At 50.0% G+C, this 14,956-nt stretch carries 18 protein-coding genes and 2 tRNA genes; 8 read left to right on the plus strand and 12 right to left on the minus strand.

From position 1 onward, the window contains the following. Window positions 1-51 precede the first annotated feature (51 nt). Window positions 52-1,179 carry a beta-N-acetylhexosaminidase gene (locus H6786_03395; GenBank protein ID MCB9816417.1) on the plus strand — a complete coding sequence of 376 codons (1,128 nt, stop codon included), beginning with the start codon at window positions 52-54 and terminating at the stop codon, window positions 1,177-1,179. Here the strand turns inward: H6786_03395 and H6786_03400 are convergent. Continuing rightward, entirely contained in the window at window positions 1,169-2,065 is an 897-nt protein-coding gene (locus H6786_03400) for a hypothetical protein (GenBank protein ID MCB9816418.1), read from the minus strand. The two genes, H6786_03395 and H6786_03400, sit on opposite strands and share 11 nt — an antisense overlap. A 9-nt stretch (window positions 2,066-2,074) precedes the next feature. Further along, complete coding sequence (locus H6786_03405) at window positions 2,075-3,361, minus strand: PAS domain S-box protein (protein ID MCB9816419.1); 1,287 nt, start codon at window positions 3,359-3,361, stop codon at window positions 2,075-2,077. Window positions 3,362-3,446: 85 nt separating this feature from the next. Between H6786_03405 and H6786_03410 the strand changes: the two genes are divergently transcribed. Further along, entirely contained in the window at window positions 3,447-3,818 is a 372-nt protein-coding gene (locus tag H6786_03410; protein MCB9816420.1) for a response regulator transcription factor, read from the plus strand. A 50-nt stretch (window positions 3,819-3,868) separates the two neighbouring features. Here the strand turns inward: H6786_03410 and H6786_03415 are convergent, their stop codons facing one another. From H6786_03415 to H6786_03430, 4 genes are all read right to left on the minus strand, one after another. After that, on the minus strand, window positions 3,869-4,501 hold the full coding sequence (locus H6786_03415) for a hypothetical protein (protein MCB9816421.1): 633 nt from the start codon (window positions 4,499-4,501) through the stop codon (window positions 3,869-3,871). Window positions 4,502-4,603: 102 nt separating this feature from the next. Next, window positions 4,604-5,047 (minus strand): NUDIX domain-containing protein, encoded by a 444-nt coding sequence (locus tag H6786_03420; GenBank protein MCB9816422.1) that lies wholly within the window; start codon window positions 5,045-5,047, stop codon window positions 4,604-4,606. A 251-nt stretch (window positions 5,048-5,298) separates the two neighbouring features. After that, window positions 5,299-5,382, minus strand: a tRNA-Leu gene (locus tag H6786_03425). 60 nt (window positions 5,383-5,442) lie between these two features. Continuing rightward, the gene (locus H6786_03430) at window positions 5,443-6,282 is read right to left on the minus strand and encodes an inositol monophosphatase (GenBank protein ID MCB9816423.1); all 840 of its coding nucleotides are present in this window, start codon (window positions 6,280-6,282) and stop codon (window positions 5,443-5,445) included. 160 nt (window positions 6,283-6,442) lie between these two features. Between H6786_03430 and H6786_03435 the strand changes: the two genes are divergently transcribed. Further along, the gene (locus tag H6786_03435; protein MCB9816424.1) at window positions 6,443-8,359 is read left to right on the plus strand and encodes a peptidoglycan-binding protein; all 1,917 of its coding nucleotides are present in this window, start codon (window positions 6,443-6,445) and stop codon (window positions 8,357-8,359) included. Between the two features lie 57 nt (window positions 8,360-8,416). Here H6786_03435 and rplS read toward each other — a convergent pair whose 3' ends face one another. After that, window positions 8,417-9,007 carry a 50S ribosomal protein L19 gene (gene rplS, locus H6786_03440; protein MCB9816425.1) on the minus strand — a complete coding sequence of 197 codons (591 nt, stop codon included), beginning with the start codon at window positions 9,005-9,007 and terminating at the stop codon, window positions 8,417-8,419. A gap of 178 nt (window positions 9,008-9,185) precedes the next feature. Between rplS and H6786_03445 the strand changes: the two genes are divergently transcribed. Both H6786_03445 and H6786_03450 read left to right on the plus strand, forming a co-directional pair. Beyond that, a complete protein-coding gene (locus H6786_03445; GenBank protein ID MCB9816426.1) occupies window positions 9,186-10,262 on the plus strand; it encodes an AAA family ATPase in 1,077 nt (358 codons plus the stop codon). A 102-nt stretch (window positions 10,263-10,364) separates the two neighbouring features. Beyond that, window positions 10,365-10,682 carry a hypothetical protein gene (locus H6786_03450; protein ID MCB9816427.1) on the plus strand — a complete coding sequence of 106 codons (318 nt, stop codon included), beginning with the start codon at window positions 10,365-10,367 and terminating at the stop codon, window positions 10,680-10,682. Window positions 10,683-10,710: 28 nt separating this feature from the next. Here H6786_03450 and H6786_03455 read toward each other — a convergent pair whose 3' ends face one another. The 3 genes from H6786_03455 to H6786_03465 are packed head-to-tail and all read right to left on the minus strand — an operon-like array spanning window position 10,711 to window position 12,423. Continuing rightward, the gene (locus H6786_03455; protein ID MCB9816428.1) at window positions 10,711-11,481 is read right to left on the minus strand and encodes an RluA family pseudouridine synthase; all 771 of its coding nucleotides are present in this window, start codon (window positions 11,479-11,481) and stop codon (window positions 10,711-10,713) included. After that, window positions 11,450-12,145, minus strand: coding sequence for a di-trans,poly-cis-decaprenylcistransferase (uppS, locus tag H6786_03460; protein MCB9816429.1), 696 nt, complete (start codon window positions 12,143-12,145; stop codon window positions 11,450-11,452). The genes H6786_03455 and uppS overlap by 32 nt, the downstream gene beginning before the upstream one ends. Window positions 12,146-12,150: 5 nt before the next feature. Then, window positions 12,151-12,423, minus strand: coding sequence for an acylphosphatase (locus H6786_03465; protein ID MCB9816430.1), 273 nt, complete (start codon window positions 12,421-12,423; stop codon window positions 12,151-12,153). Window positions 12,424-12,503: 80 nt separating this feature from the next. Between H6786_03465 and H6786_03470 the strand changes: the two genes are divergently transcribed. The 3 genes from H6786_03470 (at window position 12,504) to H6786_03480 (ending at window position 13,567) form a co-directional block, all read left to right on the plus strand. After that, window positions 12,504-12,671, plus strand: a complete 168-nt coding sequence (locus tag H6786_03470) for a hypothetical protein (GenBank protein MCB9816431.1) — start codon at window positions 12,504-12,506, stop codon at window positions 12,669-12,671. 90 nt (window positions 12,672-12,761) lie between these two features. Beyond that, window positions 12,762-12,834: transfer RNA gene (locus tag H6786_03475), tRNA-Val, on the plus strand. A 157-nt stretch (window positions 12,835-12,991) separates the two neighbouring features. Then, window positions 12,992-13,567: a hypothetical protein gene (locus tag H6786_03480; protein MCB9816432.1), complete on the plus strand. Its 576-nt coding sequence runs from the start codon at window positions 12,992-12,994 to the stop codon at window positions 13,565-13,567. A gap of 132 nt (window positions 13,568-13,699) precedes the next feature. Here H6786_03480 and H6786_03485 read toward each other — a convergent pair whose 3' ends face one another. After that, window positions 13,700-14,176, minus strand: coding sequence for a hypothetical protein (locus H6786_03485; GenBank protein MCB9816433.1), 477 nt, complete (start codon window positions 14,174-14,176; stop codon window positions 13,700-13,702). Window positions 14,177-14,394: 218 nt separating this feature from the next. After that, window positions 14,395-14,694: a hypothetical protein gene (locus tag H6786_03490; GenBank protein ID MCB9816434.1), complete on the minus strand. Its 300-nt coding sequence runs from the start codon at window positions 14,692-14,694 to the stop codon at window positions 14,395-14,397. Window positions 14,695-14,956: the final 262 nt, after the last annotated feature.

Raw genomic sequence — 14,956 nt, forward strand, 5'->3', positions numbered from 1 at the left:
AATAAAACATTTGACAGCGTCTATTTCAAAATAGTCTGTTATCCTTACTGCATGATACGAACTGAAATTGTCATTGCCTTTTTAACCCTGATCGTTATTGGCGCATCGCTGATGCTCTTTTTTCACTTGCATCCACAAAACACACCAATACCTGAACCAGCTCTTGCACCGAGCAGCACTCCCGCAGTAGCAGCAAGTACAACTGGGCTGATTCTGCCTGCGGTGAGCCTGGAAGAAAAAATTGGCCAACTCATAATGATCGGTCATTGGGCTGATCAACCACTCGCAAGCACAACGGACCTGATCGCCAACTACCACCTTGGCAGTGTGATCATCATGAGCGCACCGGAAGTAGCAAGTACTACTCGGGAGTGGGTCGCAACCTGGCAAGCAGTATCTTCGAGCACACTGTTGATTGGAGTCGATCAAGAAGGCGGCCCAGTCACTAGGTACAAAGATGGCTTCATACAAACAAGCCAGAGGGAGATCAAGGATACCGCCACTGCATACGAGGTTGGAACACTGCGTGGAGCAGAATTATCTGATCTTGGTATCAATCTAAACTTTGCACCCGTACTCGATAGCGCAACTCACCCTGAGTCATTTATGTACTCTCGGGTCTTCCCGAACAGTTCCCTTAGCGCAGAATTAGCAGCGGCAATGATCGAAGGCATGAAAGAAAATGGTGTTGCTGCAGCTCCAAAACACTTTCCTGGCCACCCAGATACAAGCGATGACTCACATACTACGTTACCCACCGCAGACATTACCCTGGAAGAACTACCCGAACACACTGTTATCTTTACTGAACTCTTTGCCGCACACACACCGCAAGCGCTCATGACCGCGCACGTCCTCTTCCCAAAAATAGACGGATACCCTGCGACACTCTCACCATTTTTCCTTAGCACCTACCTGCGCGACGAACTTGGCTACCAGGGGGTCGTGATCACTGATGATCTAAGTATGGATGCGATCGACAACACTTGGACCGTCGAAGCAGCAGCCGTGCAGGCGATCAAGGCCGGCGCCGACATAGTGCTCTTAGCTGCAGAGCCTCAGTCAGTGTCATCGGTAACTCAAGTCCTTCTCGATGCTGTCGGCGCCGGCACCCTTCCCCAAACTCGCATCGACGAAAGCTATGACCGAGTCCTAAAGCTCAAACAAACTATAGACTGACCTCGATCTCATTTTTGATCGATCGCAAGTATGCATACTGATCAAAGAAATCAACCTTCTTTGAAGCGATGGCACCTGAGACAGGTTTATTCAAGATGTAAAACAAGAACGATTCAGCAAAATCCTCTTCTGGATTTTGCGCGGCATAGTCAGACACAAATGTACTCTTGTGAATCTGGTAGTAATCATACCCCGATCCGAACGGATCATCGGAGTGAGCATAGCGCTCTGCCCTGTCTAGATCTGCACTTGACCAAAATGTTTTAGCGAAGACTGCTAAGTATGCATTAGCCTTTGGACAGCCATGAATCTCAAAGTAATCGACACAGTGAGCCGAGGCGGGCTTAGCGACACCAGGAATCTCTTCGTATGCCACGAGATGTGCCAGCTCATGAATAATAAGTTCTGCATTGGCCTCCGAAGTTGGATCATCGAGCATATCCTCATGCACCGCATATGACCAGTACTCATGACGTGGCGGGATCGTCTCTACAAACGCATCAAAAGTTGCTTCGTCACCCCCAAACACAATCGCTCGTTTAATGAATGAGTCGTACGCACTCGGAAACAACGCAAACATCTGTGTGAAGTACGCACGATGAGCCGCATTTGGAATAGATGTCACAACACTTTGATCAGGCAATTCGTAAGCCGCCACCACGTCGACAGTGGCAGAAAGGCCCGACAACTGCTGGGGCGCTTCAACTTCAACTTGTTGACGCGAAGCTAACTCCGCCTGCAAAACAGCGATCTGCTGCTGCAGCTGCTCAATAAGCTGCAAGAGTAAGGCTCGGTACGCAGCATCTGTGGTCTGTGCATGGGTAGCAGTTGGCACGAATACACAACCGAGCAATGCGACTGCAATTAGAAATGTTCGTTTTTTCACCTCACCATCTTAGCGGATTTCGCCGTATGACACCACCTGCACCGGCAAGATGATCACAAACCGAGCCCCTTCGTTCTCTTTTGAATCAACAGTGATCGTACCTCCAAGCAGCTCAACTGACTGCTTCACCACATACAGACCAAGTCCCGTACCCTCAGTCTGATGTGACCGGGCGTTGCTGGCTCGAAAGAATTTTGTAAACAGATTATCAAGTTCAGATTCTGGAATACCGATACCATTGTCCGCTACAACGATCTGGAGCTGCTCCCCAATGAGTTGGTATGAGAATACTAACGTACCGTTTGGCACCAGGTACTTCACTGCATTCGAAACCAAGTTACTCACAATGATATGGAACAATCGACTGTCAGTCTTAATGACCAAGTTCGGCGGATCATCCTGTCGATTAACAGTCAGTTGTTTGCTGGTGATCTTTTCCGCAAATTCATCTTCGATGCTCGTGAAGAATTCTGTGAGATTTGTATCTTCTGACTGCGCTGCAAACGTGCCCATTTCCAATTTTGATACACTCAAAAAATCATTGATCAGACTGATCATACGGAAGACATTCCGTTCGATCTTATCCAGATACCTTCCCTGCTTTTCGGTCCGTGCTGTTAGATTTTTACTCAACAACTCAACATTCCACCGGATCGCTGCGATCGGCGTACGCAACTGGTGCGTCGCAAGAGCAACGAATTCTGACTTGGCGGTATCGATCCGCTTCTGTTCGGTCACATCAACCAGCTCCATCAGTCGCTGCCCTTCAACCCGGTGGTTGTACACCGAGAGTTCCACCCAAAGTGGAGTACCAACAAATGGCTGTATCACTACTTCGACTCCTTTCATGGTCAGTCCCGCAGCCACCTTTCCTTGAACGATCCCCGGATCGATCTCATCAGTGCCCTGCATAAGACTGAAGATATTTGAACCTTCCATGGTACTGACCTGTCCGCCAAGCAGTTTCACTGCCGCCGGATTACTATCAATGATCGTTCCATCATTAAGGATCGAAAGATACGCTACCGGACTGTTCTCATACAGAGAACTAAAGACGTCATCTTGAAGATATCCCGCTTGCGAAATCGAGATCTCGACCATAACGTCGATCTTATGCTGCACAAAGAGGAGCATCATGAGGAGTAAAACAAGTATGCCGATCCCGCCGAAGACGGCATACCACGCAAGACTGTTCGTCACGAACAACCATACAAAAACGCCAGTGAATCCAAGGGCTAGAAACAAGAGTATACGCTCGATCCAACGAAACTGATGTATTTGACTATCCGACGGCATGATAGCTATATAGTACCAGCTTCAGATCAGTAATCGCTATGCAATTTGTCGCAATTGAGCATAATCATGCTATTATCAGGCTACTATGGAAAAGAAAATACTGCTCGTAGAAGACGAACCCGACATCCGAGAAGCAATGGCTGAAGCGATTGCAGACGCTGGCTTTGCGGTTGTTACTGCCGAAAACGGCCAAGCTGGACTTTCTACTGCGCTTGCAGAACATCCAGACCTGATCTTGCTCGATATTGTGATGCCAATCATGGACGGACATAGTATGCTCGAACAACTCCGACAAGACCCTTGGGGCAAAACCGTCAAAGTCATCATGCTCACCTCAATGGATGATGTGCAAAATATCGCCGATGCACACGAAGGTTCGATCACCGACTACTTGATCAAAGCACACAGCAGTCTCGACGATATCGTCGCTAAAGTAAAACTTGAGGCGTACGTCTAACAACAAATAAAAAGCGGCCAAGGAACAAGTTCCTTGGCCGCGTTGTTTTTCTACCGACGATCCCAATCTCCCGGATGTTCTCGACCACGCATTTCGCCAGCATGATGATGATCAGGTGTCCGTTCAGGTCGCACCATCGGTGCTTGTGCGCAAAACTTTGCCTGCCAAGCATCTTCGACATTGCCGAAGCTCAGCTGGTGGCCGTAAACACGCACGTCATCTTTGCGCGTGACGCGCTCACGGCAGATGCGATGTGGCTCAGCTTCTTCGACCGGATACAACTTCCCTGCTGTCCAGTGGACCTGGTCGCCCATTTTGGTCAGTCGTCCCCGGACCCGGATCTGCTCATCAGGGTGTGCAACGCGCCAAACTTCGACCCAAAAATGCTTGGTCTTGAGAAACCCCCAGAAACCAACGTCGTGGTAACCCCAGACACCACGACGTGCAGCTTCAGCCGCGTCGTAGATGAAGGTCCGACCCGGATCCATGATGAAACAACCGTATTCGTCTTTGACGATGTCACTGCCTGTGTTGAGGTTGTAGATCTGCATCACGTTGGTGACCCGATCGAGCGTGTGCTGCAGATTTTCGAGTTGCGGGCACGAGAATCGACTGTTTGGCGTATCAAGTGCCTGAGCACCCGATGCAACTAACAGCAAAATCAAACTGAGAATGTAACGCATGACGCGTCCTCCGTGGCTATCAGATGAAGAAAAGATCGAACGAACGTAAGATCACTTTTTATGATTACAACATGAAAAATAAAAATATGCAATGTTTGATCACTAGAGCGATTCTATGAAACGCTTAGCCTCAACAAACATCTCTTTGGTGTCCCGATAGTCCAACCGATCGATCACTGACGCCAGTGGATACCACCCTGCTTCTTTGACCTCCTGCATATCAAGCACTGGCGTAACAGTGGTGCCGATGACGCCGATAAAGAATATCACTCGTTTCTCTATCTTTTCACCGTCGTGCACAAATGAATATGCGACAGTGAATGTCGGTTCCGTTAAGAATCGTTCCGCCTCCAATCCTGTCTCCTCTTTGAGCTCTCGCTCTGCGGTTTGGCGAGGCGTCTCGCCTTCTTCCGGATGACCCTTTGGCAGTATCCAATACGAGTTATTGCCGATACGACTAAACTGGTGGATCAGAAAGACCTCCCAACTGTTCTCCTTTGGTCGAATCGGGATGATCCCATATGACACATCTTGTTTGGTTTTCATGTGCATGCAGTATAGCAAAAGCGGGGCCGACTTCGTCGGCCCCGCTTTTGCATTTTGTGTCCAGGACTGGAGTTGGTCACTCTCATGGATTTTTATTTCACAAGCTCATAAAAATCTCATTCGCTCGACCCCCACTCGGCGACTCCGACTCACTTTGTTTCGTCGGGCTTCGCGTCGCCTCGGTTCAACCCCAATCCTGTCCGCAAAAACAAAGACGCCGGAACGGTCGTTCCGGCGTCTTTGTTTTGCAGTGTCCAGGACTGGAGTTGAACCAGCACGGGAAAACTCCCACTACCCCCTCAAGGTAGCGCGTCTACCAATTTCGCCACCTGGACAGAAGATGTATACATCATTGAGGTCGGGCCATTATGCCTGATGTTGCTTGATATTTCAAGCTACTTGGTCGCCCAAGCCCGCGGATCACCCACAAACGCACAAAGCTCATCGTGCACCGCTGGAGTGGAGACGAGGATCAAATGACGAGCTGTAAGGTCTTGGTATAAGTCTCTGATCGCTCCATCGTACCGCTGCCACCGTCCATCTATATACAGGCTGATCGGTGCCCCAGCTGCCTTGGCGAGATAGAGACCCGCAGCAGTATCCCATGGACTACTAAGAAGACTGATCACCCCGTCGAGTCGGCCGGCCGCGACATACGCAAACTCCAAGAGTCCGGCGCTGAACGAACTACTTTTTCCATACTTGATACCAAGCGCTTGAATGAGGTTGTACTTCGCTGGCAAGATCCATGGCTCAGCTTTTGAAGACAGTACGTTGATGGCAAGCCGACCACCCACCTTCCCTTCGCGAAACGTCGTCAGTCGCTGATTTTCATAGACACCATCTTCCATGATCGACGCAAAGGTCTGACCAGAAATTGGATTATGTACGATCGCAAACGACCCTTCTGGGCCAGCGCCAAGTCTCGTAGCTGTAATACTAAAAAGTGGAATCTTCCGCACAAAGTTTTCGGTCCCGTCGATCGGGTCGATGTACCATACATAGCCAGACGTACCAGACACATCATCACCTTCCTCCCCCACGATCGCATCATATGGAAAATACTCTGCCACAAAATCACGCAAGAGCACCTCGGTATCCGTGTCGATCTTTGTCACCACCGAGCCATCAGACTTTTCATCAAAGTCGGCAGCATCATTGAAATACGTGCGAGCTGACTGACCGGCAGCTTCTATCGTCTCAATAAGTGACGCAAATTTTTCGTCCGTTTTCATAGAGTGAGTGCAGTGTAGCACAGTCGGGGCGCGGGCTTCGCCCGCGCCCCGACTGTGCCCTAATCATAAAAAATGTAAGGCTTTCATTTTTGCTGCGTCATAATAAGTGTAGGAAAGGTAATACCTACGTTTAATTACCTGTAACTAATACAGAACCACCATGAATATAACAACCCTTAGAAAGGGCATGGTTGGTGGTGTCATCGCGCTTTCGCTCGTGTTCATCACCATCCCTGTCCCCCGAGCTGAAGCTGCGACCTATGCAGAACTGCAAGCTCAAATTCAATCATTATTAGTACAAATAACCAAACTCCAAGCACAGCTTCGTGCCATGCAAAATGGGGGTCTTTTGTGTAGTGTGCCACAATCTGATCTCGCGATCGGTAGTCGCGGTGCAGACGTTACTGCGCTGCAAAACTTCCTGATTAGCCGTGGCTACACGATCCCTGCTGGAGCCACAGGCTACTACGGTACACAAACACAAAGCGCCCTGCGACTGTTTCAGATCAACCAAGGGATCAGTCCGGCCTTGGGATACAATTACGGACAACAAACCCGCGCTCGTGTGACAGCACTATGTACACCAGTATCAACCCCACAACCGACTCCAACACCAACCCCACAGCCTGAGCCAGAACCACCACTTAGCGGCGAAGCGTCACTGGAACGCTTCACGGTAAACGATGGTAATGACACTGACCTTGAAGAGGGTGACAAAAACGCTGAGATCATGGAAGTATCATTCCGAGTCGAAGATGGTGACGCAAGACTCAATCGTCTGGAAGTGGGCTTCACCCCAGACCCAGCAAATGACGAGATGGATCCATGGGATACCTTCGATACCGTATCTGTCTGGAGCGGCAACACCCGCATAGCGAGTGTCGATGCTTCTGATGAGGACAACTGGAACGAAGACTCTCCAAACGATGGAGATTACACTCTTCGCATTCCAGGAATTGACTGGAAGATGCGTGAGGGTCGCGAGATAGAACTTACCGTCCGCGCTAGTGTACAAAATAGTGTACGCGGCACCGACAATGGTGAGATCTGGACCACCTTCATTCCAGATGATGGCATTCGTGCCCTTGATGCAGATAAAGCTGCACTCTACATTGGCGACACTGCTGACGCAGTAACCCTCAACATCGATGAAGCAGGTGCTTCAGATGAGTTGATCGTACGACGCTCTGATGAAGACCCAGACGCTTCAGTCCTGCGACTTGAAGATGACCGAAACTCTGGGTACATGGAAGTATTCGCCTTTGATCTCGATACTGATGACAGCGAGAATGATATCGATATCTACGAACTTCCAATCGAGTTTACCGTCAACAACGGAACCCTCAGCGACTTTGTTCGCAACGCACGACTTATCGTGGATGGTGAAACCTACACTGACGAAACCATTACCGATGGCGCCACTGGTCTTATCACCTTCAACTTCGATCGTGGCGATCTGACTATCGATGCTGGTGACCGCGTCACTGCTTCTGTCGAGATCGAATTCCGTGCCCTTGATGCAATGTACGAAGGCACAACTATTGTTGGACATGTGAATGCTGACGATATCGACGCGGAAGGGGCCGATGATCTAGACACAAACCAGCTCCAAAGTGCAGCTACAGGCGAAATGCATTTGCTCTACACTAAGGGATCTGATGTTGAGAGTGACTACGCCACAGCGGTAGTAACCACTCAAGATGGCTCAACTAACGATTATGTCACCTTTAGTATCACCGTGAACGTGACCGCCTTTGGACAGGATGTGTACATTCCAATCGGTGCAAGTGGTGTCACCTATCAGCTGCAAGACGCGATCGGCAACGCACTATCTGCCTCAGGTACTCCAGTTGTGACCTCGAGTACTGACGAGGAAGGAAGTTACTTCTACATTCCAGAAGGCAGTACAGAATCACTCACCCTAACGGTAACGTATATTCCAGGTGTCGCGAACACCAATGCTCGACTCCAGCTCATCAGCGTCAACTACAATGACACTGCTGCAGCGCCAGATCAAAGCTGGATCGCGCTTCCTAAGAATGCATACCGCACCCCAACTAAGACGATCGTAAATTAGTAACCAATAAATAAAAAGAGCGGGGCCCAAAGGGCCCCGCTCTCTTTCTTGAAAGACTTAGTCCTTCTTCACTTCAGTTGCTTCTTCAGCTGGAGCTTCTTCTGAAGTCTCCTCAGCTGGAGCGGCGTCTTCTGCTGGAGTTTCCGCTGCAGCTGCTTCAGCAGCTTTTGCTTCCTCCTCAGCCTTCTTGGCAGCTTCTGCTTCCGCTGCCCTAGCAGCCTCTTCTTCTGCCTGCTTTGCTTCTGCTTCAGCACGTGCTGCAGCTTCTGCTTCAGACTCAGTAGACATAGAAACAAGGCTCATTCGACGCATCTGACGCTTGATCTCACGATTTACCTTCTCGCGGATGTAATAGAGCTTCGCGCGGCGCACCTTCGCACGCTTCACGATCTCGAGCTTGTCGATAAGTGGTGAGTAGAGCGGGAAGATCTTTTCGATCCCAACACCACTTGATGCCTTACGAACCGTAAAGGTAGCACCTGCTTCATCACCGTGCTTTCGAGCCAATACGAGGCCCTCAAAAACCTGGATACGGGTCTTCCCCTTTTCATCCACGATCTTTTGGTGAACGCGCACAGTATCACCAGCCTTGATGCCAAGTGACTTACGTTCTTCCATATTTACGGGTGACACTGTCACTCCTGCCATTGCTGCTTTCATAATATGTTTCTTTAATAAATTAAACGAATGAGCCGTTTAAAACGTGCCACAATCTACCATAAACATCCTTGGTTCGCAACACTTTCGGCCAGGTCTTACGATATTGCGTTTATGCGCAACTATGGTACGGTCATGGTGAAATTGTTCCACTTGGAGTTCTCTACAAATGCATAGAAATATTCCGAAGATCGTCATTACTGGCGGACCTTGCGGCGGCAAAACCACCGCCCTCGCCAAAATCGTCGCCTGGTGTCTTGAGCACGGGTTTTACCCACTGCTCTCGCCAGAAGCAGCCACACTCCTGATGGAGTCTGGTATCGAACGGGACCACCCGCGATTCCAGGAATTCATCTGGCGCGAAACACAACACGCCATGCAGCTGCGACTCGAAGCAGCACTGCTGTACAAAAACCCCGTACTCATCTTCGACCGAGCCTTCGCCGATAGCCTGGCATACATGTCGACTGATGGAGCAAAACAGCTCATGGACGAATTTGGCTTCACGATAAAGGACGTGCGTGATCAGTTTTCCGGTGTCATCTTCTTGCGTACCGCAGCCAACGGCGCTGCTGAACACTACACCACCGAGAACAACGCGAAGCGCAGCGAAAGTGCCGAAGAAGCCTGTGCCACCGACTGGCGGACTGAGATGGCTTGGACCGGCACGCCACACCTGCATCTCATTGAAAATGTACCTGGTCAAACATTTGATCAGAAGATCAACCGGGCGCTGCAGGCACTCGCTCGCACACTTGGCGTACCCGAACCGCTGGAGATCGAGCGCAAATTTCTCATCCACGATCCACAGTCGATTATTCTGCCTGAGAGCGCCACACCGATCACTATCATCCAGCACTACCTGGTCGGCAATGGATCAAACGAGCGGGTTCGCGCGCGTGGTCAGGATGACAACTACCTGTACTTCCACACCATCAAGGAAGAAGTAGCGCCAGGCACCTTCATCGAGACCGAGCGGCACATCAGTCGCCAGGAGTACGACGACCTGATGGTCCGTCGTGACTATGGTCGGCAGCCGATCATCAAAACGAGAAACTGCTTCTCATATAATGGGCGATACTGCGAACTTGATGTCTTCCATGGCCGCCGTGAAGGCTTGGTCATGCTTGAGATCGAAGTCGCTAGTATGGATGAGACCGTCTCGGTACCGCCATACCTTGGTGAGTACACTGAAGTGACCGGTAAGAGGGAATATTCAAACTATGAACTGTCGCTGGCTGCGTAAGCACCAGAACGCATCGCGCGCCTACCCGGCGCGCTTTTTTCTTGACAATCACCTGCCCCAGACTATAGTGACGATTGGCTCGAATCGCATAGGAGAAATCATATGCCAAACAAAATGACGTTCGAAGGCTACCTGGAAGTATTCAAAAGCGAACACTTATCAGACCTGCTCATTCTGTTTTTCCTGATCAAAATGACCGACGATGAAACTGGACTCAGGCTGTCTGACGCCCAGACAGACGTGATCCGTGACACCGTCCGAGAGCATCACCCCGAAGCATGGATTATGCATCGAGCGATGATGCTTGAATGGTTTGATCTTGGCACCAATCGAGAGACTATTGCTCATGAACTCGAACTATCCGAAAGCGCAAGCTATCTCGATATCGCACGAGAGCAAGAACGAGTCGAGTGCACCTGACACAAAACCAGCGCCGAGCGCTGGTTTTTTATTCTTGAATCCGATCAACTGCTTGTTCGATCTCAGGCGGCACCGGCGCGATAAAGCGCTGTTCTTCCCCACTTGGTAGTGTTAGCTCGAGCACATGCGCATGGAGTGCAAGTCGCTCAAGCTCCAGATTATTTGAACCGTCGATCTTATGCGACGCGTAGAGCCCATCCATCACGATCGGTCGATCGATCGCCCGTAGGTGTACCCGAAGCTGGTGTGTCCGGCCGGTCTTTGGAATGAGCTTCACATATGAAAATGGCTCGTCTTGATATTCCCCCATGCCGATCCGCTCGAAGTCAGTGATCGCTTCGCGCCGCACTCCCTTCGCACCACGCTCGGCGCTCCGCCGGCGCGAGTCTTTGGCGCTGCGCCCGATCGGACGATTGATCGTACCCCACCGATCATTCATCCGTCCGTACACGAGCGCACGATACTCCTTGTATACTGCACGATCTTTAAAAAGCTTTTTCAAATACTGGTGCGCTTCTTGGGTCTTGGCGAGAATGAGGATGCCTGATGTCTCGCGATCGAGGCGATGCACCACACCTGAGCGATTGAGCTCGGTACCTTGTGGTGAGTAGCCCGGTTCACCGACGCTGGCAGCCGAAGGCTGCCAGCGAAGAAACCACTCGACCACCGTCGGTGCTTCGGTCTTGCCGTCTTCGTGAGTCAGCCAGCCATACGGCTTGCTGATCACTAGCACTGCGTCATCTTCATAGATGACTGTTGGCTCTAGATTATTTTCCTTTCCGTCGTTCACGAGATTCATATTCGCCCAGTATGTCGTCAAAGTCATCTTTCGTCAAAGCCGGCCAATGTTTGTCGAGAAACATCAGCTCACTATAGACCGACCGCCAGGTCATAAAATTTGATAGACGGTGCTCACCGCCTGGGCGCACGATCACGTCTGGATCTGGCATATCGGCAGTCCAAAGCAATTTTTCAAAACTCTCTTCTGTCACCGTTTCCCCAGCAGCGATTGCAGCATTCACTGCTTCAACGATCTCTGCTCGCCCCCCATACGAAAGCGCGATCCAGATAGTTGTCTTGGCGTCAGACCGTTCAGCGTTTTGTGCTTCCAAGCGATCCATTTGCTGCTGTATGTCTTCCGCAAAATCTTTTCGGCGACCAACGATCCGTACCTTTACCGGAGCTTCGTTCTCAGCATTTGCTTGTTCACCCACCTGTCGTAGCCATTCTCGAAAGAGATCCATGAGGTACTCCACCTCCTCCTCGCTCCGCTTCCAGTTCTCAGTCGAGAAGGCATAATACACCGCGTGAGCAATCCCCGCGTCGCGAACCCAGCGGATCGAGTCAGACATTACTTCTCCACCGCGCTTATGCCCCTCAAAGGTCGGCAGCCCCTGCTCCTTGGCCCAGCGACGATTGCCGTCCATGATAAAGCCAATACATGTAATGGTCGTTTGTGACATAGCGCTTAATGTAACACAGAAAACTCGTCGTAGGTTTTGGAGACACTTCCCCATTCGACTGCCACACTTTCCACCTGCGACATAAGCGAGCCTTCGTGCAAGTACTCAACAAATGCCTTCAGTACGTCTGCCTGTCCTTGTGCCACCACTGTCACTGATCCATCGGATTCATTTCGCACAAACCCGACCAACTCCAGCTCAGTCGCAGACTCTTGCGCGTACATTCGATACGCAACTCCTTGCACGGCACCTGTGATCACTGCTCGCATTTCAATCATGCGCAGTAGTATACATTGCATTCATACATGATACGAGGTATAAATCTGTCCTTACCAAAGACAACGAGAGGAGGAAAGGAATGAAACACGGTAAGAATGCGGCACCTGCAAAAGCACCCAGCTATCGCGCACCCCAAGGGCCAACGATCGTCATCGACATGAGACAGCATCATTCCCCGGGAGCTGCTCGACGTGCACAGCTTGAAGAGGCAGCACACCAAAACACTGCTCGCTATCGCCCACGGTAGCGAAGCAGCTCAACCCACATCAGCCGGTCTACTAACGACCGGCTTGTTTTTTTCTAAAAATTGGGTACGATAGTGCCTACATTCAAATATGCGCGATTAGCTCAGTTGGTAGAGCAGCTCGTTTACACCGAGAAGGTCGGGAGTTCAAGTCTCTCATCGCGCACTACGAAAATGAGCTTTTACCGGGCTCGTTTTTTGATACATATACAAAGCGGCAACTTTAAAACAACTATTTACAAATTGAAGTTTTGCTATATTGTGCAAACAGCCTTGGCTTCTTTGCCGAGAGTTCTACATCAAACAAACTGAGGAGATATAAAATGAAAGTAGCTCTTTATCCTGGACATCACTCACTGCCATTTTGGCACCGTCCTCAACAGCCAGAAGTACTTTTTGACGAAAGTATGGCTGACAAAAACGTCGTCTTCGAAGTTGTTGAGAGGATCGATGAAGACCGAGGAAGATATGTAACAAATGAGGTGCCGGCTAAAGATTTTTGGATCTGGCCCATCCTTAAAGGATTGTCGGATGTTGACCTACCACTACTGGCACACGTATCCTTTCCTTTTGATAAAGGTACGGAAACGTTTTCTTTACCGAAGCGAGTCTGGATACAAATCTCAACCTTACCTGATGAGGTTGATCAAGACGGAATTCCAGTGGTGGTGGTAGACGGCGAAGTACAAGTTGCACATCTCTGGGGTGGAGACAACAGAACGCACACCCCCTACCAACTACTCGGGAAAGAGCCTGTCGATAATGAACAGACACCCGAGTTCTGGACACAATACATCTTAGCGCGATTGGTGGAAGCGAAACACGCCACCATAAGAGAGGCGGACGAAGCTTGTAAAATAGCCGCATCTGCTGCAGAAAAGTATGCTGTAGTGCCTTGAATACACAGACGGTGCTTAACTGGACCCAAGGAAACTTGGGTCATTTTCTTTTAGAAAATCTAACGTCGTCCCTCATCGTGCATTAAAAAAGCGCGCCCGAGGAGGACGCGCTGCGACTGCACGATGGCAATCTTACGGATGTGCGTTGGTCAGCAGATAGGCGCTATCGACGACGCGAAGCTCACCTTCCGGATCATTCACCTCCACTTCGAACTTCACTCCTTCACAGTGACCAGGCTTGAAGCGGGAAAACTTGGAGGCAGTCTCTTCCCCGATGTTTTCATAGACCGTAGCATCCTTGCCAACAATCAAGATGTGACGATGACCTGCGGCGATCGCCGAGACAATGCTCTGCAGCACTGCTTCCTTTTCGGCGGCGATCACCTCGCCGTTGTCGCCAGCGATGATCTGTGCTGTCTTTTTTGCCATATCGCCATCTGTGGCGAGCCAGAATGTGGGGTGGAATTCCACCTGACGGCCTTTGAAGAAAGATCTGGCAAACTCAGCATACATCTGCATGGTGCCAGGTATCGACTCCAGCTGTTCGCTTCCGGCGATCTTCCGCCAATGGCCCGTCGACCGCACGATCGCAACTACTGTAATGTGCATATCTATCTCCTCAATGTACCTTTGTTCGCATTAGTTTATACACCATAAATATAGTTTTGTCAATAAACTAAGTGTCTCTACGCCCGACAAGAATAGTACCTTTCGTGTGCGTCTTCCATTTCTGTTACATGAAACTGGTGTACTACGAAAATGAGCCCGTTTTACCGGGCTCGTTTTTTTGATACGTATGCAAAAGTGACAACTTTAGAACTGATTGACTACTCTTCTTCAATCACCTCGTAACAGCTTTGATCAAAGCGTAAGTACTGAGGAGGCCAAGGATTTCTCCAAAAACTCGCCGCCTCGAGCTTGCCGGCTTCAAGCAGAGCTTGGCATGCGTCATGCCCAGTAACTAGATGGGCTCCGTTGTGGTCTTGCGAGGTCCACTCCTCATCATCCTGATGTGCTGTCGCTTCTTCATCGCTGATCGTTGGAATTTCGATGCCAACCCACTGCTCCCGTATGGATTCAGGAGCAAAACCAGGTGGAACTTTGGTGATCCGTATTTTTCTAGTCATCAAAAGAACTCCTTCGGGAACAGTCGTGTTTACACCATACACTTGGAATTTACATTTGCAAATTCTTTGTGCAAAAACCCTTCTAACACACTCCCCCCACCGTACGCCAGAAAAATCAGTAGACTACATTCAAACTTTGCAGTACTTTATCTGAAACTGTTCCTGGAGGTCTGTACCGATGACACCTGAAAAAATATTCGCTGTCGTCTCACGCTACGAAACTGAACTCTCTCAGCTGGGAGTGGTCCCGACCAGAATTGAC

Source organism: Candidatus Nomurabacteria bacterium, assembly GCA_020632075.1.
In the GTDB taxonomy this organism is placed as follows: Bacteria; Patescibacteriota; Minisyncoccia; order Phycocordibacterales; family UBA918; genus OLB19.